This is a genomic window from Comamonas odontotermitis (genome assembly GCF_040396735.1).
Classification (GTDB): Bacteria; Pseudomonadota; Gammaproteobacteria; order Burkholderiales; family Burkholderiaceae_C; genus Comamonas; species Comamonas odontotermitis_C.
On record NZ_JBEBNZ010000028.1, the window covers coordinates 13,367 to 36,306 of the forward strand.

General features: G+C 57.3%; 16 protein-coding genes and 1 pseudogene. 6 read left to right on the plus strand and 11 right to left on the minus strand.

What is annotated here, in order from left to right; genetic code table 11:
- Nucleotides 1–114: 114 nt before the first annotated feature.
- On the plus strand, nt 115–2,925 hold the full coding sequence (locus tag ACH2DG_RS18010; RefSeq protein WP_395027793.1) for a beta strand repeat-containing protein: 2,811 nt from the start codon (nt 115–117) through the stop codon (nt 2,923–2,925).
- A 134-nt stretch (nt 2,926–3,059) separates the two neighbouring features.
- Here the strand turns inward: ACH2DG_RS18010 and ACH2DG_RS18015 are convergent.
- A pseudogene (locus tag ACH2DG_RS18015) lies at nt 3,060–3,302 on the minus strand (IS5/IS1182 family transposase); the annotation flags it as partial.
- A 235-nt stretch (nt 3,303–3,537) separates the two neighbouring features.
- The gene (locus tag ACH2DG_RS18020; RefSeq protein WP_395027794.1) at nt 3,538–3,951 is read right to left on the minus strand and encodes a VOC family protein; all 414 of its coding nucleotides are present in this window, start codon (nt 3,949–3,951) and stop codon (nt 3,538–3,540) included.
- A 209-nt stretch (nt 3,952–4,160) separates the two neighbouring features.
- Here ACH2DG_RS18020 and ACH2DG_RS18025 point away from each other — a divergent pair, with 209 nt between their 5' ends.
- Nucleotides 4,161–4,952, plus strand: a complete 792-nt coding sequence (locus ACH2DG_RS18025; RefSeq protein ID WP_395027796.1) for a class I SAM-dependent methyltransferase — start codon at nt 4,161–4,163, stop codon at nt 4,950–4,952.
- A gap of 2,129 nt (nt 4,953–7,081) precedes the next feature.
- On the opposite strand, the gene ACH2DG_RS18030 is transcribed toward ACH2DG_RS18025, so the two are convergent.
- The 8 genes from ACH2DG_RS18030 to ACH2DG_RS18065 form a co-directional block, all read right to left on the minus strand.
- On the minus strand, nt 7,082–8,224 hold the full coding sequence (locus ACH2DG_RS18030; protein WP_395027797.1) for an acyl-CoA dehydrogenase family protein: 1,143 nt from the start codon (nt 8,222–8,224) through the stop codon (nt 7,082–7,084).
- A 41-nt stretch (nt 8,225–8,265) separates the two neighbouring features.
- Nucleotides 8,266–9,768, minus strand: coding sequence for a class I adenylate-forming enzyme family protein (locus ACH2DG_RS18035; protein WP_395027798.1), 1,503 nt, complete (start codon nt 9,766–9,768; stop codon nt 8,266–8,268).
- A gap of 358 nt (nt 9,769–10,126) precedes the next feature.
- Nucleotides 10,127–10,723, minus strand: a complete 597-nt coding sequence (locus ACH2DG_RS18040; protein ID WP_395027799.1) for a TetR/AcrR family transcriptional regulator C-terminal domain-containing protein — start codon at nt 10,721–10,723, stop codon at nt 10,127–10,129.
- Nucleotides 10,724–10,845: 122 nt separating this feature from the next.
- A complete protein-coding gene (locus ACH2DG_RS18045) occupies nt 10,846–11,643 on the minus strand; it encodes an enoyl-CoA hydratase-related protein (RefSeq protein WP_395027801.1) in 798 nt (265 codons plus the stop codon).
- Between the two features lie 221 nt (nt 11,644–11,864).
- Nucleotides 11,865–12,818 carry a hydroxymethylglutaryl-CoA lyase gene (locus ACH2DG_RS18050; protein ID WP_395027802.1) on the minus strand — a complete coding sequence of 318 codons (954 nt, stop codon included), beginning with the start codon at nt 12,816–12,818 and terminating at the stop codon, nt 11,865–11,867.
- 10 nt (nt 12,819–12,828) lie between these two features.
- Complete coding sequence (locus ACH2DG_RS18055) at nt 12,829–14,856, minus strand: biotin carboxylase N-terminal domain-containing protein (protein ID WP_395027804.1); 2,028 nt, start codon at nt 14,854–14,856, stop codon at nt 12,829–12,831.
- The gene (locus ACH2DG_RS18060) at nt 14,837–16,417 is read right to left on the minus strand and encodes an acyl-CoA carboxylase subunit beta (protein ID WP_395027805.1); all 1,581 of its coding nucleotides are present in this window, start codon (nt 16,415–16,417) and stop codon (nt 14,837–14,839) included. Before ACH2DG_RS18060 ends, ACH2DG_RS18055 begins: the two co-directional genes overlap by 20 nt.
- A complete protein-coding gene (locus tag ACH2DG_RS18065) occupies nt 16,417–17,799 on the minus strand; it encodes a phenylacetate--CoA ligase family protein (RefSeq protein WP_395027806.1) in 1,383 nt (460 codons plus the stop codon). Before ACH2DG_RS18065 ends, ACH2DG_RS18060 begins: the two co-directional genes overlap by 1 nt.
- 99 nt (nt 17,800–17,898) lie before the next feature.
- Between ACH2DG_RS18065 and ACH2DG_RS18070 the strand changes: the two genes are divergently transcribed.
- The 3 genes from ACH2DG_RS18070 (at nt 17,899) to ACH2DG_RS18080 (ending at nt 20,489) form a co-directional block, all read left to right on the plus strand.
- Nucleotides 17,899–18,684 carry an enoyl-CoA hydratase/isomerase family protein gene (locus ACH2DG_RS18070; RefSeq protein WP_395027807.1) on the plus strand — a complete coding sequence of 262 codons (786 nt, stop codon included), beginning with the start codon at nt 17,899–17,901 and terminating at the stop codon, nt 18,682–18,684.
- A gap of 82 nt (nt 18,685–18,766) precedes the next feature.
- A complete protein-coding gene (locus ACH2DG_RS18075; protein ID WP_395027808.1) occupies nt 18,767–19,984 on the plus strand; it encodes an ABC transporter substrate-binding protein in 1,218 nt (405 codons plus the stop codon).
- A gap of 25 nt (nt 19,985–20,009) precedes the next feature.
- Entirely contained in the window at nt 20,010–20,489 is a 480-nt protein-coding gene (locus ACH2DG_RS18080; protein WP_395027810.1) for a hypothetical protein, read from the plus strand.
- Nucleotides 20,490–20,538: 49 nt separating this feature from the next.
- On the opposite strand, the gene ACH2DG_RS18085 is transcribed toward ACH2DG_RS18080, so the two are convergent.
- The gene (locus tag ACH2DG_RS18085) at nt 20,539–21,066 is read right to left on the minus strand and encodes a hypothetical protein (RefSeq protein ID WP_395027811.1); all 528 of its coding nucleotides are present in this window, start codon (nt 21,064–21,066) and stop codon (nt 20,539–20,541) included.
- A 260-nt stretch (nt 21,067–21,326) separates the two neighbouring features.
- On the opposite strand from ACH2DG_RS18085, the gene ACH2DG_RS18090 reads away from it, so the two are divergent.
- Nucleotides 21,327–22,766, plus strand: coding sequence for a hypothetical protein (locus tag ACH2DG_RS18090; protein WP_395027813.1), 1,440 nt, complete (start codon nt 21,327–21,329; stop codon nt 22,764–22,766).
- Nucleotides 22,767–22,940: the final 174 nt, after the last annotated feature.

Sequence of the window (22,940 nt, forward strand, 5' to 3'; positions counted from 1 at the left end):
CGTCCGCCACCGGGCCACGGCTCCACGGGTTCGCCCTGTCGCCCAAAATGTGGATATGACAGATTGCAAACAAATGTATAAACTTATCGGCATCTGTATCCAGCAAATTTCAAAATGAGAGCTGCCACCGCAAGATCTGCCTGGGGTCATGGTCAAAAATACCTGCTCCGCCTGTGGTGGCTGGGCTGCGCCTTTGCCTGGCTGCTGACCAGCCCTGGCGTATTTGCGGCCGGGCCTGCCGCGGGGACTTTGCCTGCTGGCAACTCCATCATTACAGGAACCGCCACGGTCAATACAGTGGGAACCACGCTGACCATCAATCAAAGCAGCGCGCAAGTCGCAATCAATTTCACCTCATTCGACATTGCCTCGAATGCAACCGTCAACATCGTCCAGCCTGGCGCCAACTCCATTGCCTTGATCCGTATTGGTATCGGTTCAAGTTCGCCAACAGCCAGCCAGATTTTTGGCGCTCTCTCCTCTAACGGCCATGTGTTCCTGGTTAATCCCGCAGGCATTGTGTTTGGCCAAGGAGGTCAGGTGATTGCTGGCGGCCTGCTGGCCAGTACGCTCGATATGGATCCCACCACGCTGGGCGGCGGTGCGCAGAGTTTTCACTTTGATAATCTGTCTGCAACGGCTAGCTCCGTCATCAATCAGGGCACCATCCAAGCCGCCGCCGGTGGGACAGTGGGCTTGCTCGGGGGGAGCATCAGTAATTCCGGCACCATCGGTGCTGGCACGGGGCGCATGTTTCTGAAAGGCGCAGGGCACGCAATAGTCGACTTTGACGGCAGCAATGTGACCAATGTCTCGATCACCGGCGGCATCACCTCGGGCAGTGGCACTGCCGTGACCAATACGGGCACTCTGCTGGCAGATGCTGGCACTGTGGTGCTGGAGGCCAGTGCAACGTCGGGCCTGTTTACGCAGATGGTCAACAACAGCGGTGTCATTCAAGCCGATAAAATAAATGGAACGAGCGGTGTGGTAAGGCTTGCCGGGATGGGTGGCGACGTTGTTACTACCAATTCTGTTTCTGCCAGCAGCGGCACCGTGCAAATGGCCAGCGACCAGCGCCTCAGCTTGGCGGGCATCGTGGCCGCAGCCGGGTCTGGTGGACAGGTGGTGCTGGACTCGGGCGCAGATATTGTTGTGGGCAGCGGCAATCCGCTGTCGCTGCTGCCTGCGGGCGACGCTTCGTCGCTGATTCAAACTGGCTCTTTGCAGCTGAACGGCGTGCTGGCCACGGGCACGCAGAACCAGATCAATGTGCCCAGTGGCGGGCTGTTGTCTGGCACGGGTAAGGCCATCGATGTTGCACTGGCCAGCGGCGGCGCGATTGCTCCTGGTGCCCCTGGCGGCAGCGTGGGCACACTGCGCGCTAGCTCGCTTGCCTGGGCGGCAGGTGGCGCGATCAACATGCAGCTAGGCGCCACACCCGCTGCATCAGACTTGCTGGCGCTGACGGGCGCGTTAACGAAGTCTGGCAGCGGCAGCTTCACGTTTCACCTGAGCGATGGGGCCACGCCAGCCTCCACGTGCGGCGTGTCGTATCCGTTGATTTCTGCTGGCAGCATTGCCGGGTTCCAAGCGGCTGATTTCAGTTTTGACTACACGGGCGCGAACCCTGGGCTGATGGGCACCATTGCGATCAACGGCAATAGCGTGGTGTTTTCTACACCATCGTGCCCGCAGACGATCACCGGTTTTGCGGCAACGCCTGCCAGTCCGGTATTTGCACCGGGTGGCCAGTTCACCGTATCGGCCACGGGCGGTGCATCGTCCAATCCGGTCACGTTCTCGGTGGCACTAGCGAGCGCAAGCATCTGCAGCGCAGGTGGCGCCAATGGCTCAGCGATCAGCATGCAGGGTGCGGGTATCTGCATCGTGCTGGCCGACCAGGCGGCAGGCGGTATCTACGCGGCGGCACAGCAGCAATCGCTGGCTGTCACCATCAGCAAAGCAGCCAGCAGCACAGCGGTGTCCATCAGCCCAGCCGCCCCAGCCTATGGCCAGACGGTAACGTTGACGGCGGCGCTGACTGCGGGTGCGGGCGGCACGGTGACTTTCTATGATGGCGCCGCGCCGCTGGCAGGCTGCACGGCACTGCCCGTGGCCGCACAGCAAGCGCAGTGCACGCTGCCCAGCTTGGGCGTAGGCCCGCATTCGATCATGGCGACCTATTCGGGCGACAACAATACCAGTGGTTCCGCCAGCGGCATGCAGACGGTCACGGTGGGCAAGGCTGCGGCAGCCGTCACTCTTACGGCACCTGCTGCGCCCGTGCACGGCCAGCCGGTGGTGCTGACGGCAATGTTGACGGCGGGTACCGCAGGCACGGTCACGTTCAACGATGGCACCGCACCTCTGGCAGGCTGCACCGCGCTGCCCGTGGCCGCGCAGCAAGCGCAGTGCACGGTGCCCGGCCTGGGCGTGGGAACGCATTCGATCACAGCGGTCTATACCGGCGATACTAATACCAACGGCGCGACCAGCAACGCACAGACGGTGACAGTAGGCAAGGCCTCGACGACGGTCAGCATTACGGCACCCACATCGGTAGCGCTGGGCGGCACGGCCTCTGTCCAGGTCAAGGTGGCGGTGGTGGCGCCCGGCACGGGCACACCCGCAGGCACGGTGACGATGACCGTGGCTGGCGGGGCCAAGGCTGCGCTGGTGGCCAATCTGGATGCCACTGGCAGTGCAACCTTGACCACCGATGTACTGCCCCCGGGCGCGCAGACGCTGACGGTGAACTACAGCGGCAGCGGCGACTATGCGGCCGCCAGCGCGCAGGTAACGCTGAATGCGCCCGACGCGGCGGCGGTGCCTGCGCTCAATGCCTGGGCGCTGGCACTGCTGGGCTTGCTGGTGGCGGGGATAGGTATGCGGCGGCCACGCTTGGCACAGCGTCGCGGTTAATCAGTCCGCCCTGAATAATTCCGCTCTCAGACGCAATCGTGTCGGCTATCACCGGAAGCGACGACTAGTGCTTCCGGTGATAGCCTGCATCAACAACCTGAAGCGGGTGCATAGAAGCCGCAGCACGGCAAAGACTATACGCAGGTCGTGCCCGCACCGCACGTCACCGTGCGCAGGGCATCGCCCATCGCACCCTTGAGCGGATATTGCGGCCCAGCCGCCCATCCATCTTCATGTGCCCGATGGCAGGCTCGATGGCCCTCGCCGCTGGAACATTGCTTAGGCGTCCCGGTGATGCCCCGCCACTGGCCTGACATCAAGATGCGTACGCCCTCAATCTCCATATCGCGATAGCCCCTCACGATGGCCGTGGCGGGCATTCCGAGTATAGGCTTAGACCCGAAAGTGTAGGCCAGTTCGCCCATCTCGCGCGATCCGTATACATATCCACGAAGTGCTGCTGAAACTGGCAGCAGCAACCATCTGCGCACGCTTTGTGAACTGGTGGTGCTAGTCACTCTAAGGAGTAGCCGTCACTTCGGGAGCGGGGAAATTTTGCGGTTCTGAGCGGTTAGCGAGGCGCCGGGCTGAGCGCTCCCCAGCTTCTTGTCGTCACGCATCGGTCCATGCGTTGTAGGAGCCAAAAACCCAGACATAGCCCTCGAGATCCTTACAGGAGTAGCCGCGGCCACCGTACGGCTTGTCTTCAATGGGTATCACTACCTCCACTCCGGCATCCACCGCGTGCCGGTAGTGCGTGTCGGGATCGGGAACGTAGACGATGATTTCGACACTGCCTGCTCCACCCAGTTCGCGCGGAGACTTACACAGGTTGGGAAACGGGTAGTCCTCCGCAGAGCTAAGCATGACGCCGCCGTTGCCCAGAGTGAGATGCGCGTGCAAGATAGTGTCACCATCCCCCGGAATCACAGTGCGCTTTTGGAATCCGAACGTGTGACAAAGCCATTCAATTGCTGCAGGCGCATCGTGGTAGAGAAGCCCCGGTGTAACGGTGGGAGTTGACATATAGGCCTTTGCAATCTGGCGTCGAGGCACCAGTTCCAGCCAATAGGCTGGATCATTGTGGATAAATCAATGCGAGTTACTGTGTAAATGACAAATCGGAGCAGTCAGCGGTGCATACCGCACCATGCGCTTGTTAGAGCTGCTCAATGGCATGAGATTCCTTGCGTATCCGTAGAATGAATTTTTAAAGCAAGTGAGAGCTCAATGCAATGCCTACATCCTCAAAGCCAACTCACGATGTCCATCAAGCAGCTTCTGATGGCTACGCGATCGCCTCGAAAGCCTATGCGCGCGGCAGGCCCGACTACCCCCAGGAAATTTCCGCTTGGCTAGCCAGCTCGCTTGGTCTCAGGGACGGTAAAACGGTCATTGACCTGGGGGCCGGTACCGGCAAATTCACTCGGCGACTCATTGCTACCGGTGCAACCGTCATCGCCGTTGAGCCGGTGGCCCAAATGTTAGAAAAGCTTCGTACTGAGCTCCCTTCCGCACAGGCCCTGGAGGGCAGCGCAACGCGCATTCCTGTACCTGATAACTCTGTGGACGCCGTTGTCTGCGCCCAGTCATTTCACTGGTTCGCTACCACTCAAGCGCTTGATGAGATCCACCGTGTGCTCAAACCTGGTGGCCAACTGGGACTGGTGTGGAATCTGCGGGATGACAGGGAGGCATGGGTTCGACAACTCAATGCCATCGTAGACCAGGTGGAGGGAGATGCTCCGCGATACGCCACAGGCGCATGGCGCCGGGTCTTTCCCGCCCAAGGCTTCGGCCCGCTTCAGGAGCAGTATTTTTCGAACATGCACCGAGGGTCGGCGGAGGACGTCATACTGAACAGAGTGCGCTCAACGAGCTTTATTGCGGCTCTTCCCGAACCGATACGCAAACACATTGAAAGCCAAGTCAAGGCCTTGATCGCCACTGAACCAGCGCTGCGGGAAAAAGAAATAGTAGCGATGCCATATACAACAGCTGCCTACAACACCATGAAATCCACGTAAAAGTGCTGTGTAGCCTCGGAGTATGGGGAAGGCTCACACAGGATCGCCTGCCGGAACCTGCATCCATCAATCAGCCAAATCCATACCGCATTTGCACGCGGATCAGGAATAGTTTTTCACTCACCAATAACAAAACAATGTTTCGTTACAACGATGACTATGCGCCGGCAGGCCTGTGTCACGACTACGCCCTAACACGGAGTTGAGTCCCCAAATTGGGCAACACACAGCCGACAGGAGCATAGAAAAAGAGGCTGAAAGATGCATGTATCAACCTGGTTGATGTTCTTGGGCGTGTCACTGTTCATGGCGTTTTCGCCCGGGCCAGCCGTGCTTCTCGCAATCTCCAACTCGCTCACACTGGGGCCGCGTCGTGTTCAGCTCGCTGGGCAATGCGACAGGTATCTTCATGGTCTCCGGCGTCACCATGATGGAGCTGGGTGTGCTGCTGGTGGCTTCGGAAACGGCCTTTATGCTGCTCAAAATTGCATCGGCCCTAACACTGCGTCCTCCAAATGGGCGAGTGGCCACCAAATGCCAGGATCACCGTTTTCGTAGGAACTCAGCGTAATCTTCACGCCGCGGTAGATTTTTGTTGCCATACAGGCTCCTTAAAAAGCCTCATCGTGTGCGTCACGACGACCGCGCGACAACAAAAACGGGTGAAAAATATTCCAAAAATTATTCCGACTGGAAGGGGGTGTCAGTTTGGCGATCCCCCTGCAACTTGCGAAATTTCGCATTTTGGAAATTTCCCACTGTCGAGCCCCACTCGACGCCTCCATGATGATTTTCCCGCCTGCACTGGTGGTCAAGTAAAGCAACATCGGGCAGCTTCCGGCCAGAAGCAGACTGTCATCTTCTAGGACTCAGTTCATCAAAACCCATTGCTTAAATGGCGTAGCCTACAGCTAGCCGACTCCAGGAGTAAGTCTTTGTGTAATCAGGATTTAGGGGATTAAAGAGAGTACTGTGGGTCTAGGCAATCCATCTCGATTCGCCGCAATAGACCGGAGGTCTACATGTTCAAATTCTCAGCCTACCCTCCTGCATCCTTTTGGGACAACACCAAGATGATGCTCAAGATGACTGGCATCCCATCCCCTCAGGAGCAGGACAAAAAACCGCCCTCAGACAAGGACAAGCAGGATCAGGAGCAAGGCCAACAAGCCTCACCCTCCTTGGCATTCAAGCTTGCTTAGAGAAAGCTATCCGTTTTTAAAGCAGCCAAGTCTCAACTTGTCGAAGAGTGGATCAAGAGAGGTGGCCAGAATGAAAAATTCCCTCAGCCATCTGTCCCCACGCATCGTCAAACTCCTAGCAGCGCACGGCGCCACGACCATTGAGCAAGTGGCAGAACTGTATCCCCATAAGCTTCTAGGAATGCGGAGATTTGGCTTCAAGTCACTACGGAAAGTGGAGGCGCTGTTGCCAGACAACCCTTACTTCCCTCAGAGGGCGCCAAAAGGGCCCTCTGTATGCCAATGTCCTTACTGCCAGGATTCAAAATAGCTTCCCAACACAACCGCCTCCAGGCGGTTTTTTGTTGCCACGGTCACCAGGCAAAAGAAAACCTGCTGAGATAGACAAAGTTTGAACGGCAGCAACGGGTCGTTCTGCGACAGTCGCAGAACGCTGCACAGCGGGCATCAGCTGACGAGGCACGGATGACAACAATGGGTCGATAGCTCCAGTTCGGCAAACGCCAAAGCAGTAACTGGGTGGTTGTCACACGCCCTTGACAGCTCTGAGATGCAGAGCAGACCTTCTCGATAGTCTTGGTGTAATGACTGCGCTGAGCAATAGCAGTCATTCGAATTTCTGGGATGAACGACAGCAACCAGCCCGAAGCCGATTTCACGGTGACTGCCCCAGCCATTCGAACACTGTAGTAGATTTGTTGCATATGTTCACAAACATATATGCTGCTGTAGCAATTGAACCTTTAATCAATCTTGATAAAGCTGGTCGATTCAGCAACTGTTAACAACAAGCTATCCCAGGTCTCTTAACAGGTGCCGGTGAAGGTTGAGCATTAGCAAAGCATAAAAGCAGAGCTTGATGCTCTGCTTTTCAAGAGTTTGCAGGGTATATGGGGCCTGAAGAATCGAAATGGTCTGGGAAAGGGATTAGGCGCGAAGCAATTCGCGCCCGATAAGCATTCTGCGAATCTCGGAAGTGCCCGCGCCGATCTCATACAGCTTGGCGTCGCGCAGCAGGCGGCCGGCGTCGTAATCGTTCATGTAGCCGTTGCCGCCAAGGCACTGGATTGCGTCCAGCGCGGATTGGGTTGCCGATTCTGCCGCGATGAGGATAACGCTGGCGGCCTCTTTGCGCAGGGGAATGCCGCGGTCGGCCTTTTCCGCCATGGTGTGCAGGTAGGCGCGGCAACTGTTCAGACGCGTGAACATGTCGGCCAGCTTGGCCTGCACAAGTTGGAACTCCCCGATGGGTTGGCCGAACTGCTGCCGCTGGGCCACATACGGCAATACCAGATCCATCGCCGCCTGCATGAGGCCGACGCACGCGGATGCCGCGATCAGGCGCTCATAGTCCAGCCCCCGCATCAGCACCCTAACGCCTTCATTGGGCGCATCGAGAATATTTTCTGCCGGCACGGGCGTGTCTTCGAACACCAGCTCGCAGGTGCCAGATCCGCGCATACCTAGCTTGTCCATATGCTGGCGCACACTGAAACCGGGACTGTTGCGCTCCACTATAAAAGCCGTGATGCCATTTTTGCCTGCCGTGGGTTCGGTCTTGGCATACACAACATAGGTGTCTGCGTGCCAGCCGTTGGTGGTCCATAGCTTGCTGCCGCGCAGTTTGTAGACGCCGTCTTCCAGGCGGGCTTGCAGCTTCATTGAAACTACGTCGGAGCCAGCTCCGGCTTCGCTCATCGCGAGCGCCCCGACATGCTTGCCGCTGAGCAAGTCTGGCAGATACTTGCGCTTTTGCGCCGCATTGCCGTGGAGCTGGATCTGGTTGACACACAGATTGGAATGCGCAATGTAGGAAATGCCGACGGAGCCGGAAGCGCGAGAGATCTCTTCAGAAATGATGGTGTGGGCCAGATAGCCCAGGCCCAGCCCCCCATCCTCTTGCGAGACTGTGGGCCCGAGTATGCCCAGGGCGCCCAGCTTGGGCCACAGATCGCTGGCGAACGTGTCTTCACGATCAATCCGCTGCGCGAGTGGGACGATTTCCTTGCTCGCAAAGCGGTATACGGAGTCCTTCAAATCTTCGAACATGGAGTCATTGTCAATACGCATATCTGCATTCCTGTCTTAACTAACGGCTGCCGTATGGTGGGCTATCCAACGACCATGGCGTTGAGCTTGGCGCGCAGTTCGCGCTTGAGTGTTTTTCCCAGATAGTTTTTGGGAACTTCAGCCACCGGCATAAAGATAACTTCCTTAGGCACTTGGTAGCCGGCCAAGCGTTGGCGACAGTGGTCAAGAATGGTTTCTTCGGAAACATCGCCGTTAGTCTTGAGGCTGACAACCGCGACGACACGCTCGCCCCACTTGGGGTCTGTGACGCCGACAACGCTGACCTCGGAGACCTCGGGGTGCGCGCCGATCGCAGTTTCGATTTCCTGGCTGAACACGTTCAGGCCGCCGCTTTTGATCATGTCCTTGCCGCGGTCATGGAAGGTCAGGCAGCCATGCTCGTCCATGGCAACCAAGTCGCCCGTTTTGAGCCAACCGTCTTGGAGAACCAGGGCGGTTGCTTCTGGCTGGCCCATATAGCCGGGCATCACGTTGGGCCCTTGCACGAGCAGTTCGCCAATTTCACCCGAGGGCAGTTCACGGCCATCGTCTGCCAAGATCTTCACCTTGACATGGCGCACCGGGCGTCCCATCGACGATGGGCTCAGTTCAAACTCTTCCTGGCTTTGGCAGGTCACAATCGGCCCCGCTTCGGTCAGTCCATACTGGTAGTAGATGTTGAGCCCTGGCCGGAGGGCCTGCATTTCCTTGCGATCGCTGCTGGAAAGCAATCCCGCACCGGAAAACCATTTGTCAAAGCTGCTCCAGTCATCGCCGGGGCGCGCTGCATCCAGAATTTGGCGAATCATGGTGGGTGGGGTAAAGGTGTTGGTTACCTTGAATTTCTGCATCAGCTCGATCCAGCGGCGAGGCTCAAAATCACCCATGAAAGTGGCCGACGCACCCAGGTACAGATGCGGTAAAAGCCATGTATTCAGGGCGGCCGAGTGGTGCAGCGCCGTCGCGACCAGTGTGTTGTCGTTGGGACCTAGATGACCTGCGGCGATCTCATTGAAAATATTCCACATCAAATTTTCATGCGTCAGCACGACTGCTTTGGATGCGCCCGTTGTGCCGCCGGTGAAAAGAATGACGCCAATGGACGAGGCATCATGGGGGCGCTGCACGAGTGCCGCGAAGTCGGGCGATGTGTGCAGCACCTCTTCCAAGGGCATGAGCGGCAATTGCGTGGAGGTGGCATGGGTCTGACGTGCCTTGTCATGCAATACCAGGCGCGCATTGGCCGACTGGCATTGGTCCGAGATGCACTGCGGTGTCTCCCGATAGTTCAGCCCCGCGGGGGCAGCGCCGAGCCGTGCGATGGCCAAAAATGCCACGGCCCACTCTAGCGTTGGAGCCCCCAGCAAGCCGACAGAATCTCCCGGTTTGACACCTTGCGCCGCCAGCTTGGATGCCAGGCGGCCAATCAAGCTGTTGACCTGCTCGTAGCTCAACGTGACCCGGTTATCTTGCAATGCGACTTTGTGCGGTTGGCGGCGTGCATGCAATGCGATCCACTCGTCACTCGCAATATTGGGGGTCATAGGGGTCTCCTGGAGCAATGGGTATTGAGGTGGGCGAAAGAGTCGGCCGTTGGCCCGCGATTTCAATAAATTATGCGTACGACCGTACGATTATTAAGACAGAGTGAGGTCCAATTGTCAATGGGGTGATTCTGGGCTGCTTGCTAGTGATGGCTGTAGCGGTTGAAGGCTTTCTCAGGCCATGCACTTTATGCAAACGAGGGGAAGGTGCGCAGCCACCGGTCAGGGCGAAACCATGCCTGCTTGACCCGAACCATGGACTTTTGAAGGTGAAAGGCAGCGGGTGGCGGAACGCGCCAGATGCCAGGTGCGTGAAGGCGCAATTACCGGTGGCAGGTATGGATGTCTCTGACTATTCCTACTTTTCGGCCAGGAGCATTCGGTTGACCATGGCTTGGTACATTTTGGTGAGTCGCTCGCGCGACAATTTTCCGTCAGCGTGGTACCAGTTACTGACCCCGGTCAGCAGTGCAAGCAAGGCTTTGGTGGTCACATCGGCGTTTTCCACACTCCAGCCGTCCTGCACTTTTCCTTGCTCCAGAATGTCCTTCAGGTGCTGTTCATAGCGTTTGCGTTTGGCCGATACGCGCTGGTGCTGCTCCGGGGAGAGGCTGCGCAGCTCCATGTTGCCGATGAATACTTCCTCCTTGCGTTCGGTATGCCATTCGATGTGAAAACCTACAAACCGCTGGAGCGCCTCGCTCGGCGTGGTCACGCCTTGCATATGCTCCTCGAAATCCAGCAGCAACTCCGCCATGATCTCATCGAGCAAATTAGCCAGAAACTCCTGTTTCTGCGGGATGTAGTTGTGCAGAGATCCGCCGCGCAGGCCGACATCGGCTGCCAACACTCTGAGGCTCATGGCCTCGTAACCATGTTGATAGATGCGTTTGATTGCGGCGGAGCGAATAGCGCGCATGGTCTCTGCGCCGTTGGAGCCGATGGGCCTTGCCATATCTACCTATCCCTCATTGCTGGTCAGCCCCCGGCAGCTCGGTATTGCTCGCACCGGGGTGGTCATCAGAAGGCCTTGAATATATCCAATTCCTGAAACGCGCCAACTATTGCGGGTAGGGGCTACTCCATGCCGACGGCAGGTGTCCAGGAGGGCTGGCGTTTGGACAGAAACGCATTCAGACCCTCCGTGGCCTGCGGCTGGCTCCACGCTTGCACCAGTGCGTCTACTGATTGTTGTATGCATGTGGATGAAGGAGCGCCAGCGCTCAGGGCGCGAAACAGCGCCTTCGTCTGGTATTGTGCGTCTGGTGCACATTGCAGCAGCTCTTGCAACACTACGGCGACGGCTTCGTTCAACTTCCCGGTTTGGACAATGTGGGTCACCACCCCCCATTCTTGCGCCTGCCGGGCGTCTACTGCGGCGCCGACGAGGGCAATTCGGTTGGCGACGCGGGCGCCAGTTGCTGCGACGACATAGGGTGAGATGGCTGCAGGCACAATTCCGAGCCGAGGCTCCGTCATGCCTAGTTTTGCGGTGTTTTCCGCGACCACAAAATCAGCGCAGCACGCGAGCCCAAAGCCTCCACCGATTGCAGCGCCTTGCACCGCGACGACCAACGGTTGAGGAAGGGCATAGACGGTTGTGTACATGTTGGCAATGGCCTGGGCCTGTATCCTTTTTTCCGCAGGGGTGGTGGCGAGGATGTTGCGCATCCATTCCATATCGCCGCCTGCGCAAAAGTGAGAGCCTGTGCCCTCAAGCAGTACAACACGGGTGTAGGGGTCGTGGGCGGCAGCGTGCATTTCATGCATGATCGCCTGCGTCAGCTCCGCATTGAATGCGTTGCGCATGTGGGGCCTGTTTAGTGTCAGGCGGCGGACGCCATTGGACAAGCGCTGAACTTCAAGACTGGGCATAGATCACTTTCAGTTTGAATGAAATACGTAAAAGCAGTTTTGGCCCTGCATTCTTGGTCATGGTGCCTGGAGGTGGGTGTGTTCAGAAAACGGTACATCGGTACCGACGAGCCCCGTGAAGGGGCGGGCCGCTGCAGGAGAAGCACAAACCGGATTGCCGCAAGTTGACGTGACGTGAGTAGTCAGTGGTGCCTTCGGCACCACTGGCATGGAGCAATGCCTTACGCTTGGACGCAGAGTAAGCCGCTGTGCATGCTGTGCCCCTCCAGGCGCCGGCCGATGATTTGCTCTGCCAGCCGAGCGGCATCAATCAACAATTTCAGGTCGATTCCGGTTTCTATGCCCAGTTCGTGGCAGAGAAATACCAGGTCCTCACTGCAGATATTGCCCGCTGCACCGCCGGCTGAGTGGCCACTGAAGGGGCAGCCTCCCAGCCCGGCAACCGAGGCGTCAAACAGGTCAACGCCGGCTTGCAAGCCCGCCAGTGCATTGGCCATGCCGATGCCTCGGGTGTCATGCAAATGCAAGCCTACGCGGATGCCTGGAAACAGCTCGCGCACCAAGTCCACACGCTCGGTAACGGAGCGGGGGTTGGCCCAGCCTACCGTGTCAGCCAGGTACAGCTCTTGCAGGTGTATGCCAGCTTCCGCCTGTAAATCCACAATGCCCTGCAGCACGACGCGCAACTGCTGCAGAGAGATCGCCCCCTCGAAATTGCAGCCAAATGCAGTCATTACATAGCACTTGTGGACCGCGATGTCATGCGCGGCGTAGCGTTGCACCCAGTTCTTTTGGGCTGCGGTGTAGCTGGTGGATGAAACGCCGTTATTGCGCTGGCAGAATGTATCCGATGCGTAGAAATACAGCACGCCTTCCAGGTCGACCTCGGCGACGCTGCAGGCACGCTCAAACCCTTTTTCATTCAGCCACAGGCCGGTATAGCGCACGCCCTTGCGTTTGCGGATGGCGCGAAACAACTCCGGCGCATCGGCCATCTGCGGTACGCGTGTCGGGTTGACGAAGGACGCCACCTGGATCTGCGGCATGCCAGCCTGGGCCAGCGCCTCGACCAATGAAGCACGCTGCGAAATGCTGAACCCCGGTCGCTCGATCTGAAAGCCCTCGCGTGGTCCTTCCTCGTGGATTTCGACGCGTTGGGGTAGTGTGGTGCGCATGTCTACCTCCTTATGCAGCGGCTTCGGCGATGTGGAAAAGTTCCTGGTTGCGCTCCACTTTTTCTCCGGGGTTGCAACCCACCCACTTCACCGTGCCCGCTACCGCACTGGTAATGGCCATCTCCATCTTCATGGACTCCAGGGTGGCGAGACGGTCTCCCACCGCGACGGTTTGCCCGTTCGCCACATTCACAGCGACGATGAGGCCCATCATGGGTGCAACTGCCCTTCCTGACTGGTCTGCGCCACCGGCTCCTGAGCGGGCATACAGAGGTTGGATATCGATGGCGATCTGGGTGTCGCCAATTTCGCTCCATGCACGATCACCCGTGCAGGCTGCGGACACGTGCAAGGAGACTGAATCCAGTTGTACCAGCCAGTCCTGGCCGCTCGGCGCGAGCCGAACTAGGTAGAGCCGATCGTCCACCAATACCGGCCAGCGTCCATCGGCGCTTGTCTGGCCAAAACCCACACGCCATTTGCCATGGGCAGATGCCACCTGATAACGATACAAAATGGCATCGGTTTGCGGCTTGGCGCTGCGTTGGATGCGCCAACCATCTAGCGCAGCATCGCCCCAGGCGGCTACGCTGGGATTGCTCGGACGCTGGCTGCGCCGCCATACCGCCATGATGGCGGCAATATGGCGCGGGTTATCGACCGCATCGCCGTGGCTTTTGAGCCAATGGTCAATCGTTTCCGTATTGACCTGATTGTCGACGACTTGAGGCACAGCCAAAAGGCCCATCAAAAAGCTGCGATTGCTGACAACGCCGAGTACCGATGTGTGGAGCAGGGCATTACGCAGTGCGGCAATCGCTTGCATGCGCGTTGAGCGATGTGCAATGAGCTTGGCCAACATGGGGTCGTAGTGCGGGCTGATGTCACTACCGGCCTCAACGCCGCTGTCCACCCGTACGCCATTGCCCACATGAAATGCGCGGATCGTGCCAGTAGAGGGCATAAAGCCCTGCGCCGCATCTTCTGCGTACAGCCGGACTTGCATTGCTTGCCCACTGGGCAAAGGAATGTCCTGCTGCTGAATGGCCAGGGCCTTGTCGGCAACGGTGCTTACCTGCAGTTGAACCAGATCGAGTCCCAGAATGCCTTCAGTCACTGGGTGCTCTACCTGTAGGCGAGGGTTCACTTCTAGAAAAATCACCGCGTCGTCAGTGACTGCAAATTCCACCGTGCCCAAGCCTAGGTAATTGACCGCTGCGCCTAATGCGACAGCATGCTGCCAGAGCTGCTCGCGCAGTGAAAGGCTGATGCTGGAGACCGGGGCTTCTTCCACGACCTTCTGGTGCCTGCGCTGCAGGGAGCATTCGCGGTCGTACAAATGGACCATGTTGCCTGTGCCGTCTCCCAGAATTTGAACCTCGATATGCCGAGGCGCGCTCAGGTATTGCTCGACAATGACACGACCGTCGCCAAAAGACGAACGCCCTTCGCGAATGGCTGCTTCGATTTCCTCGCGGGCGCTTTCCTGCTTGCGGATCACACGCATCCCCTTGCCGCCGCCGCCGGCCACTGCCTTGACGATGCAGGGAAGCGGAATGGTTTGCAATGCGTCGAGCACGGCCTGTACATTGTCCGTTCCCTCCAGCATGCCGCGAGCGATAGGTATGCCCAGTTGATGGGCCATGGCCTTGGCGGCTGCCTTGTTGCCGAACAGCTCCAGGGTTTGTGCAGAGGGGCCGATGAAGGAAATGCCTTCTTGCGTACAGCGCCGCGCAAACTCCGGGTTTTCTGAGAGAAAGCCAAATCCGGGGTGGATGGCGTCGGCGCCCACCTGGCGGGCCGCAGCCAATACTGCATCGATATGGAGATAACTTTCGCGCGCCGGGCCCTCTCCAATGCAGATGGACTCCCCGATCTCCCGCACGTGAAGGGCGTTGGCGTCGGCGCTGGAATGCACGGTAGCCACGGCGATATTCATGGCCTGGAGGGTGCGAGCGATGCGGCACGCAATCTCTCCACGATTTGCAATCAGTACTTTTTTAAACATAGATAGAGTCCTACATCCGGAAAACGCCAAATTGCGTGGGCTCCGTGGGAACACGGGCTGCGAGATCGAGCAGAAGCGTCATGGTTTCGCGCGTTTCAGCGGGATCCAGAATGCCGTCTACCCATAGATGGCTTGCAAAATTGCGGGCCGCTGCAAAGCGCTCGTATTGCTGGCGTATCGGCGTTTTGAATGCTTCTTCCTCTTCAGGGCTCCATGTGATGGACTTGGCTTCTAGGTTCTGCCGTTTGACCATGGCCAGCGTGGTGGCGGCCTGCTCGGGCCCCATGATGGCTGCGCGCCCGTTAGGCCACATAAACATGGCGTTAGGCTTGAATGCACGCCCACACATGGCCAGATACCCCGCGCCATAAGACCCGCCGGTAATGATGGTGAACTTGGGAACCTTGGCCGAACTCATGGCCGTGATAAAGCGGGCGCCCGCCTTGGCAATGCCCGCTTGTTCGGCCTCCAGACCGACCATGAACCCCGCTACATCTGCCAGAAAGAGCAAAGGCACATTGCGCTTGCAGCACATGTCGATGAAGTGGCTGGCCTTGTTGGCGCTTTCGGCAAAAAGCACGCCTTCATTGGCCAGAATGCCTACCTGCCAACCACCGATACGCGCGAAGCCGGTGATGAGGGTGTGACCGAACTCACATTTGAATTCTGCGAGCTGTCCATCGTCCAACAAGCATCGGAGGACTTCGCGCGTAGGCGTAGGGATCCTGGGGTTGGCGCTGATGAGTCCGTAGATATCGTGTTCCGGCCTGGCAGGTGCACGGACCTGCATGCGGTCGCGCAGTGGTGCAGGCATTGGAGGAAGCTCTCCCACCAGTTGACGTGCGAGCACGAGTGCGTGGCCGTCGTTGTCGGCAACGTGGTCCGTCACGCCGCTGACACGGCTATGCATTTCGGCTCCGCCCAGCAGCTCCGCTTCCACCACTTCGCCGGTGGCCGCCTGCACCAACTGCGGGCCACCGAGGAACATGAAGCCCTTGCCTCGTACGATGATGATCTCGTCGCAAAGTGCAGGGATATAGGCACCGCCAGCAGTGCAGGCACCTAGTACGACTGCAATCTGCGCGATGCCTTGGGAGGACATCTCCACCTGATTTTTGAAGATACTCCCGAAGAGACCCTCATCGGGGAAAATGTTGGCTTGGTCCGGCAAAAACGCCCCGCCACTGTCCACCAAGGTAACGCAGGGGAGGCGGTGTTGGATGGCAAATTGCTGGGCACGCACATGCTTTTTGCATGTCATGCCAAAGTAGGTACCGCCTTTGACAGTCGGGTCGTTGGCAATGACCATGCAGGCGCGTTCATTGATCAACCCCACGCCCGTCACAATGCCTGCGCCGGGCGCAACGCCTTCGTACATCCCTTCGCCTGCCAACTCGCCAATCTCCAGGAAAGGTGAGCCCTCGTCCAGCAGCAGTTCAATGCGTTCTCTGACCAGCAGTCGCTGCCGGTTTTTGTGCTTTTGACGGGCGGCGTCATTGCCGCCTTGCCATGCCAGTTTGCGGGCGGCAAGCAGGCTCTCCAGCAACTCGTTGTAGGCCAGTACGTTCAATTCAGTTTGGTTGGTTTCCATTATCGATCTCCAGTTGCAGAGGCCGCTGTCAGGTCGGGCATCTTTCTGAGTGTCAGCGCCACCTTCTGCGCGCCAGGTGCCGCAAAAAATCCGTAGCTGACCATCCGCACATCCACCTTGACGGCCAGCGCATTGCGCACACGCGTTTCTACTTGTCGAGCCATTTGCGTATCCAGTTCCTCGCTTTGGCCGTTGGCGCGCTCTACCAAAAGCTTGAGATTGCTTTGTGTGGTGTGGCCTTCAAAATCGGCCACCACCCGAACCGCTCCGCCCACGGTGGGTACCATGGCGGAAACCACGTCCTGAATGGCCGAGGGGAAGATGTTCACGCCACGCACAATGAGCATGTCGTCGGTGCGTCCAAAGCAGCGGATGGCGGGTGTTGTGCGTCCCCCGGTGCCCCCCATGGCGGTGACTTGTACGTGATCGCCCGAGCGGAAGCGCAGCACCGGTGATGCCTGGCGCTGCAAGGATGTGTAGACAAGTTCGCCAGTCGCGCCCTCGCACCACGCAATTGGCTCCCCCGTCTCGGGGTCGATCAACTCCGCGATGATGTAGTCGGGCCCTACAAAGTACATGCCGCTCTGGTCGTCAGATTCGGCCCAATAGACACAGCCCAGGTCAGTGCCCCCCATGAACTCGCAGCACTTGGCGCCCCATGCGGTCTCCATGGCTTGGCGAATGGCCGGGTTGCCCCCACCGGGCTCGCCGCCAACGATGAGACGCTCGACACCGAGATCGGTCGCTGGCATGCCAATGATGTTTGGCGCGATCGAGGCCAGGTACAGCAGAAAGTTGGGTGTTCCAACGATGCAGCGAGGCCGGGCATCGCGTGCTGCAATGAGCAGTCGATCAGCGCCGCCGTCAGCGCCGATGGGGATGTCGATGGCCCCAAGATGCGCAACCCCTTGAAACATGGGAATGCCGCCTACAAACCCTTTGCTCATCGAAAACGCATGCAACACCAGATCGTGCGCGCGCACCCCACAGGCGTAGAGGCCCCGGGCAGTCATCTCGGACCAGGCCTGCCGGTCGGATCGGGTCAAACCGACATAAGCGGGACTGCCTGTTGTGCCAGAGGAGGCCTGAATTTGCACGATATCGCTTTGGCTGGCGGCCTGATGCAAACCCAGCAATGGGGCGGCGGCCAAGCTGGAGCGCAGTTCGTGCTTGTACGTGAAGGGGATTTGTGCCAAATCGCGAATGCGCTTGATGGCGGAGAGATCCACCTTGGCGTCCGCCAGCTTGGTCTTGTAGAACGCTGAATGGGCATTGAGGTACTGAAGCTGCTGTGCAAGCAAAGCTTCCTGTTTGCCCACGATGTCGTTCCAGGGTGCAATTTCTATGTCACTGAAAGAGGGTCTGCTGGGGTAAGCACTCATGGTATTTCTTTGTTCTCCTGTAAAATACGTACGACCGTACTGTTAATTGAAGCATAACGGCAAAACAGCCGTCATGGCAACAAAAGAAAGTGCCTCTTTATGGAAAACCCCATCAAGCTCAGCTATCCCGCCGCAGGCGTAGGTGTCCTGACCATTGCGCGTGCAGACAAGCTCAATGCCATTGACCCAGAAACAGATGCAGCCATGGCGAGGGCGCTGGGTGAGCTGGAATTGAACGATCAGGTTCGCTGCATTGTGATCACCGGGGAAGGTGGGCGTGCATTCTGCGCAGGCGCAGATATCCCGCATATGCTGCCTCACCTCAGAAGTAACATTGCACTTAACCAGGACGATCCGCAGTTTTGCGGCATCACGCATCGCCCCAGCACCGCAAAGCCCGTGCTTGCGGCGATCAATGGCGTGGCCTTTGGCGGTGGGTTGGAGGTGGCGCTGGCCTGTGATATGCGTATCGCCTCCAGCACGGCGCGGCTTGGGTTGCCCGAGGTCAAGGTAGGAGTGCTGGCGGGCGGGGGAGGCTGTACTAGGCTCCCACGCCACATGCCTACTGCGCTGGCGGCGCAGATGATTTTGACCGGTGAGCCAATCGATGCACAACGCGCGCTTCAAGCAGGATTGGTCAGCGAAGTTCTGGAACCGGAAAAATTGATGGCGCGTGCCATCGAGATCGCATCTCAAGTGGCGCAGCGCGCCCCGCTATCGATCAGCGCGTGCACTGCACTGCTGCGGCGCTTGCAGTATGAGGAGGTCGAAGCCGCCTTACGCGAAGAGCGCAAGGCCTTTGCCAAAGTGGTTCAGTCGCAGGATGCAACAGAAGGAATCGCAGCCTTTGCAGAGCGACGCGCACCAGCGTACCAAAACCGATAAATCAAAGCGCCCACCTGGCTCTTCTGTATCCCCAAGTCGTTGGAAGACCTGCATCCCTATTTCAATCACCAGGAGATCTCACATGCAAAAAATGCTTCAACTACTGGCCGCTGCTGCGTGCGCATTCGGACTGGTGCCTGCCTACGCGCAGGTGTCGGACGATACGGTTCGCATCGGCGTCATGAATGACCTCACAGGACCGTATTCGGAAATCTCTGGGCCCGGCTCTGTCACCGCTGCCAAGATGGCGGTGGAGGATTTTCAGAAAATGAAGCATCCAGCCTACAGGATTGAGGTAGTGGTGGCCAGCCACCAGAACAAGCCCGACGTGGGCTCAGTGGTAGCCCGCAAGTGGTATGACACCGATGGGGTTGACATGATTGTGGATGTGCCGGTGTCATCTGTGGCGCTGGCGGTGAACCAGGTTGCTAAAGAAAAGAAAAAGGTCTTTATCAATACCGGGGCTGGGAGCCCGGATCTGACGGGTACAGCGTGCACACCAACGACCGTGCACTGGTTGTTTGATACATGGATGCTGGCCAATAGCACGGGCCGCGCAGTGGTGCACAACGGTGGCGACACGTGGTTCTTTTTGACGGCCGACTATGCGTTTGGCCATGCGCTGGAGGCCGATACATCGAAAGTGGTGGTGAGCGCCGGTGGCAAGGTGTTGGGCTCGGTAAAGGTGCCCATGAACACCTCCGATTTTTCGTCCTACCTGGTGCGCGCAAAGGCCTCGGGCGCAAAGATCATCGGTTTGGCCAATGCAGGTAACGACACGACCAATGCGATCAAACAAGCTGCGGAATTTGGATTGGTACAGGGTGGACAAAAGCTTGCCGGATTGCTTGTGTTTTTGCCAGATGTGCAGGGCCTGGGCTTGAAGAAGGCGCAGGGGCTGAATATTACCGAAGCCTTCTATTGGGATTTGAACGATGAAACGCGCGCATGGTCGAAGCGCTTTGCAAAACTGCAGGGTGGCAAATACCCCAGTGCAGACCATGCTGGTGTGTATTCTGCCGTGCTGCATTACCTCAAGGCGGTCGACGCAGCGGGTACGGACGACGGCATCAAGGTGGTAGCCAAGATGAAAGAGCTGCCCACAGACGATCCCCTCTTTGGTAAGGGTGTGGTGCGTGCCGATGGTCGCAAAATTCACGCAGTGCATTTGTTCGAAGTCAAATCACCGGCAGAGTCGACGGGGCCTTATGATTTCTACAAGCGCATAGCTAGCATCGACGGCAATGAAGCCTTCCGTCCAATTAATCAAGGTGGCTGTAGTCTTCTTTCGCCCAAATAGATTACGTGCGCTTACCAAGCTGTAGTTGGATTTCGTCGTTATGGCGGGGATATCGGCCATTTTTGCGTTATCGGGCATCTGTGATGCAGGCCCAACGCCTTCTACATTTTTTGGCCGACTGCTCTCGGCCAATACCGGACATCCATCCCCCCTTGCCAAAATGCCACTACCAAACGAAATCGACTACACCGAACCGGGTGAGAGTTGCCAGCAAGCGATTACTGAGTTCAGGTCTTCGCCCTCGTCTGAGTGCAGGCTCGTTCACTATGTAGGGGTAGACAAGCCGAATGCCAAAGGCGTTGCCGCGAGTGAAGTCGAGGCAGAGGTTATTGGCTGTCGCGCGCAAGGGTTCTACGTCGACTGTCTATATAAGGACGGCCGACTGTTCATCCTAGTTCAAGAGCCGGGCTGCCCGATACCTTCTTGGCAACAGGTCATGAATGAAGAAGCCATTATGGACGTTGACTGCCTTCTGGAGGCTGCCCGTCGACGGGGCGAGCTTTGACTCGACTCGACCAGAAGCAGACTCAGCATGTGGTCCATTACCTTTGTCGCTAAATGGGTGGAAATTGAACTCCCTGCGCGATATGCAGAAGCGTGCTTGTTAGCTCAGACTTGCATTGCTCAAACGTGCCATAAGTCTTCGTGCTTGCTAGAGAAATTAAGTCGTCGATTGCGTTGAATTGAGCATACGTTTCATCGCCTAGCTCTGCATCTCGCGCAATGTACAACGCACGTTTTGCGGCTGCCTCCAGAGCATCTTCTGAATTGAGGTCTGACTTTCCAAGCAATCCGAGAAGCAATCTACCTGCAAGTTGTTTGTCCCGCTCCCCTGGTACAGCCAAAAGCGCCTCCATTGTGGAGGCTGGACTTCTACTCCAAGCGACTTCAATGATTCCATCTGCAGGTGGCGCAGCGACGGCAATTTCTGAATCCGCCCAAGCGATAGCATTCTCTGGCTGGATTAGGCCAGTTTGAATGCCTAGCCTAAAGTACTCGGCAATCGTAGCGACGGATGGGATGTGGGCCATGATGTCTAACAGCACATAGTGACTGTGCTTTTTGCTCCAAGCGATGTACATGCACTTTAACCTGCACGTTATGACAAGGATCCGCGAGTTTCTGCTTAGGGTCGAACGGCGACAGCCGCAACAGGCCCACAAGCAGTCATTCTAACGTTGGCATTCTGTGCTGATCACAACCTGTGATCATGAGCTTTGAGGCTTGCATAAAACTCAATGCAGTGCTTATTCACTAGCATTGCCCTGGCAAGAGTCTTCATCTCGAGCGACATCCGTGTATAGTTTGTCGCTAAGAGTGACGTAAATACTGCGGAGGCCTATTGAGAGAAAAGCAAATCGTGACTATTGGATGCGAACTAGCATCTGATAATGTCAATCTTGTATCGTTTCGATCGAAGTCTTCACTGCTTGACTTCGATATTGTGCTATTCAGGCCAGAAATTAGCGACTTCTTTAGCTATGGAACAGAGTATTTTCAAGGCAAGCCAAGCCTGAGCGATACGCAGTCCTTTCAATTGCGAGAATACTGTGAGCACTGGCGCCGAGAGCTCAAAGAGGCGGTCTTAGCGGGGAAGACTGCGTTCGTCTTTCTTCCGGAACTTACCTCGGTTTATATCGATACAGGTGAGAGAACCTATTCGGGAACCGGGAGAAATCAGAAGACGACTCGTCATGTCACGGAGTACAGCAACTACAGCTCAATTCCCGCAGATCTAAAACCCGTAGTCGCAAATGGCTCGGAAATGAAGTTGGCATCATCCGTAGCGCCACCACTTGCTGCATTCTGGAATGAGTTTCGTGAAATGTTCACATATCACGTCCTCCTTGCAATGGACAAGACGTCGACGGCAATTGTCACTAGAACGGGTGACAAACCTGTGGGGGGAATTCTTCGAAGCAAGGCTTCCGTAGGGAGTCTAGTGCTGCTCCCAGATATTGATTTCAGTCCTGATGATTTTTTTGCAGAGGAAAATGAAGAGCTGATATGGACAGAGAAGGCTGAAACCTTCGCCAGCCGTTTCGTCGCTGCAGTCATACAACTGGACAAAGAACTACGCGCTGAGAGTGACATCACGAACGAACCGGCATGGGCATCTAGCGACGCATACCTGATGGCGCCAGAGCGCGCCCTTCGTGCCGAGTTGATGGCGGCTGAGCTCGCTGTAGAAAGGGCTCAAAAGACAAAAGAGGAGCTCGCTGAGCAGTTGCGCGTCGAAGGCCGCCTCCGTAGCCTACTTTTCGAGAAAGGAAAGCCACTCGAGGAGGCGATTATTGAGGGACTACGGAAGCTCGGATTTACTGCGGAACCCTTTAAAGATGGCGGGTCTGAATTTGATGTTGTCTTCGAATCGCCTGAAGGTCGCTTGATCGGTGAAGCCGAGGGTAAGGACAACAAAGCGGTGAATGTGGACAAGCAGCGACAGCTACAGATGAACATACACGAGGATCTGCAGCGAGATTCAGTGGTCGCACCAGCAAAGCCAGTTCTATTTGGAAATGCGCATCGACTTTCGTCGCTGGACCAAAGAGGCGAACCGTTCACCGAAAAGTGCGTGACAGCGGCACTCACCATGAACACAGCGTTGGTGTTTACACCGGATCTTTTCCTTGCGGTGCAGAACCACGTCGAATGCCAAGATGACGATTTTGCGGCAGCCTGCCGACAAGCAATTTTGTCGACCATAGGGCGTGTTACTTTTCCTACGCCTGTTACTAGAGAGCCCACACAAACTACAGAGCGTGAGGCGAGTGACGCATAGCTAGTTGTCGAATCCAACGCCAGCAAGCAGCGCAGCTCAGCCAGTGCCTGTCTGCTTTGGGTCGATAGCCGCCTTCCCTTCACTTCAGCGGCCCGATCCAAAACGCAAGAAATCAGGCAAAAAACCCGGATAACGCAAGTCGGGTCTTTCGCGCAATGTGGCTTAGGCCAGCCA

Excerpts from the sequence above, each read along its gene's own strand:
- ACH2DG_RS18010 (WP_395027793.1), top strand. The coding sequence starts at position 115 with ATGAGAGCTGCCACCGCAAGATCTGCCTGGGGTCATGGTCAAAAATAC.
- ACH2DG_RS18020 (WP_395027794.1), bottom strand. The coding sequence starts at position 3,951 with ATGTCAACTCCCACCGTTACACCGGGGCTTCTCTACCACGATGCGCCT.
- ACH2DG_RS18025 (WP_395027796.1), top strand. The coding sequence starts at position 4,161 with ATGCCTACATCCTCAAAGCCAACTCACGATGTCCATCAAGCAGCTTCT.
- ACH2DG_RS18030 (WP_395027797.1), bottom strand. The coding sequence starts at position 8,224 with ATGCGTATTGACAATGACTCCATGTTCGAAGATTTGAAGGACTCCGTA.
- ACH2DG_RS18035 (WP_395027798.1), bottom strand. The coding sequence starts at position 9,768 with ATGACCCCCAATATTGCGAGTGACGAGTGGATCGCATTGCATGCACGC.
- ACH2DG_RS18040 (WP_395027799.1), bottom strand. The coding sequence starts at position 10,723 with ATGGCAAGGCCCATCGGCTCCAACGGCGCAGAGACCATGCGCGCTATT.
- ACH2DG_RS18045 (WP_395027801.1), bottom strand. The coding sequence starts at position 11,643 with ATGCCCAGTCTTGAAGTTCAGCGCTTGTCCAATGGCGTCCGCCGCCTG.
- ACH2DG_RS18050 (WP_395027802.1), bottom strand. The coding sequence starts at position 12,818 with ATGCGCACCACACTACCCCAACGCGTCGAAATCCACGAGGAAGGACCA.
- ACH2DG_RS18060 (WP_395027805.1), bottom strand. The coding sequence starts at position 16,417 with ATGGAAACCAACCAAACTGAATTGAACGTACTGGCCTACAACGAGTTG.
- ACH2DG_RS18065 (WP_395027806.1), bottom strand. The coding sequence starts at position 17,799 with ATGAGTGCTTACCCCAGCAGACCCTCTTTCAGTGACATAGAAATTGCA.
- ACH2DG_RS18070 (WP_395027807.1), top strand. The coding sequence starts at position 17,899 with ATGGAAAACCCCATCAAGCTCAGCTATCCCGCCGCAGGCGTAGGTGTC.
- ACH2DG_RS18075 (WP_395027808.1), top strand. The coding sequence starts at position 18,767 with ATGCAAAAAATGCTTCAACTACTGGCCGCTGCTGCGTGCGCATTCGGA.
- ACH2DG_RS18085 (WP_395027811.1), bottom strand. The coding sequence starts at position 21,066 with ATGTACATCGCTTGGAGCAAAAAGCACAGTCACTATGTGCTGTTAGAC.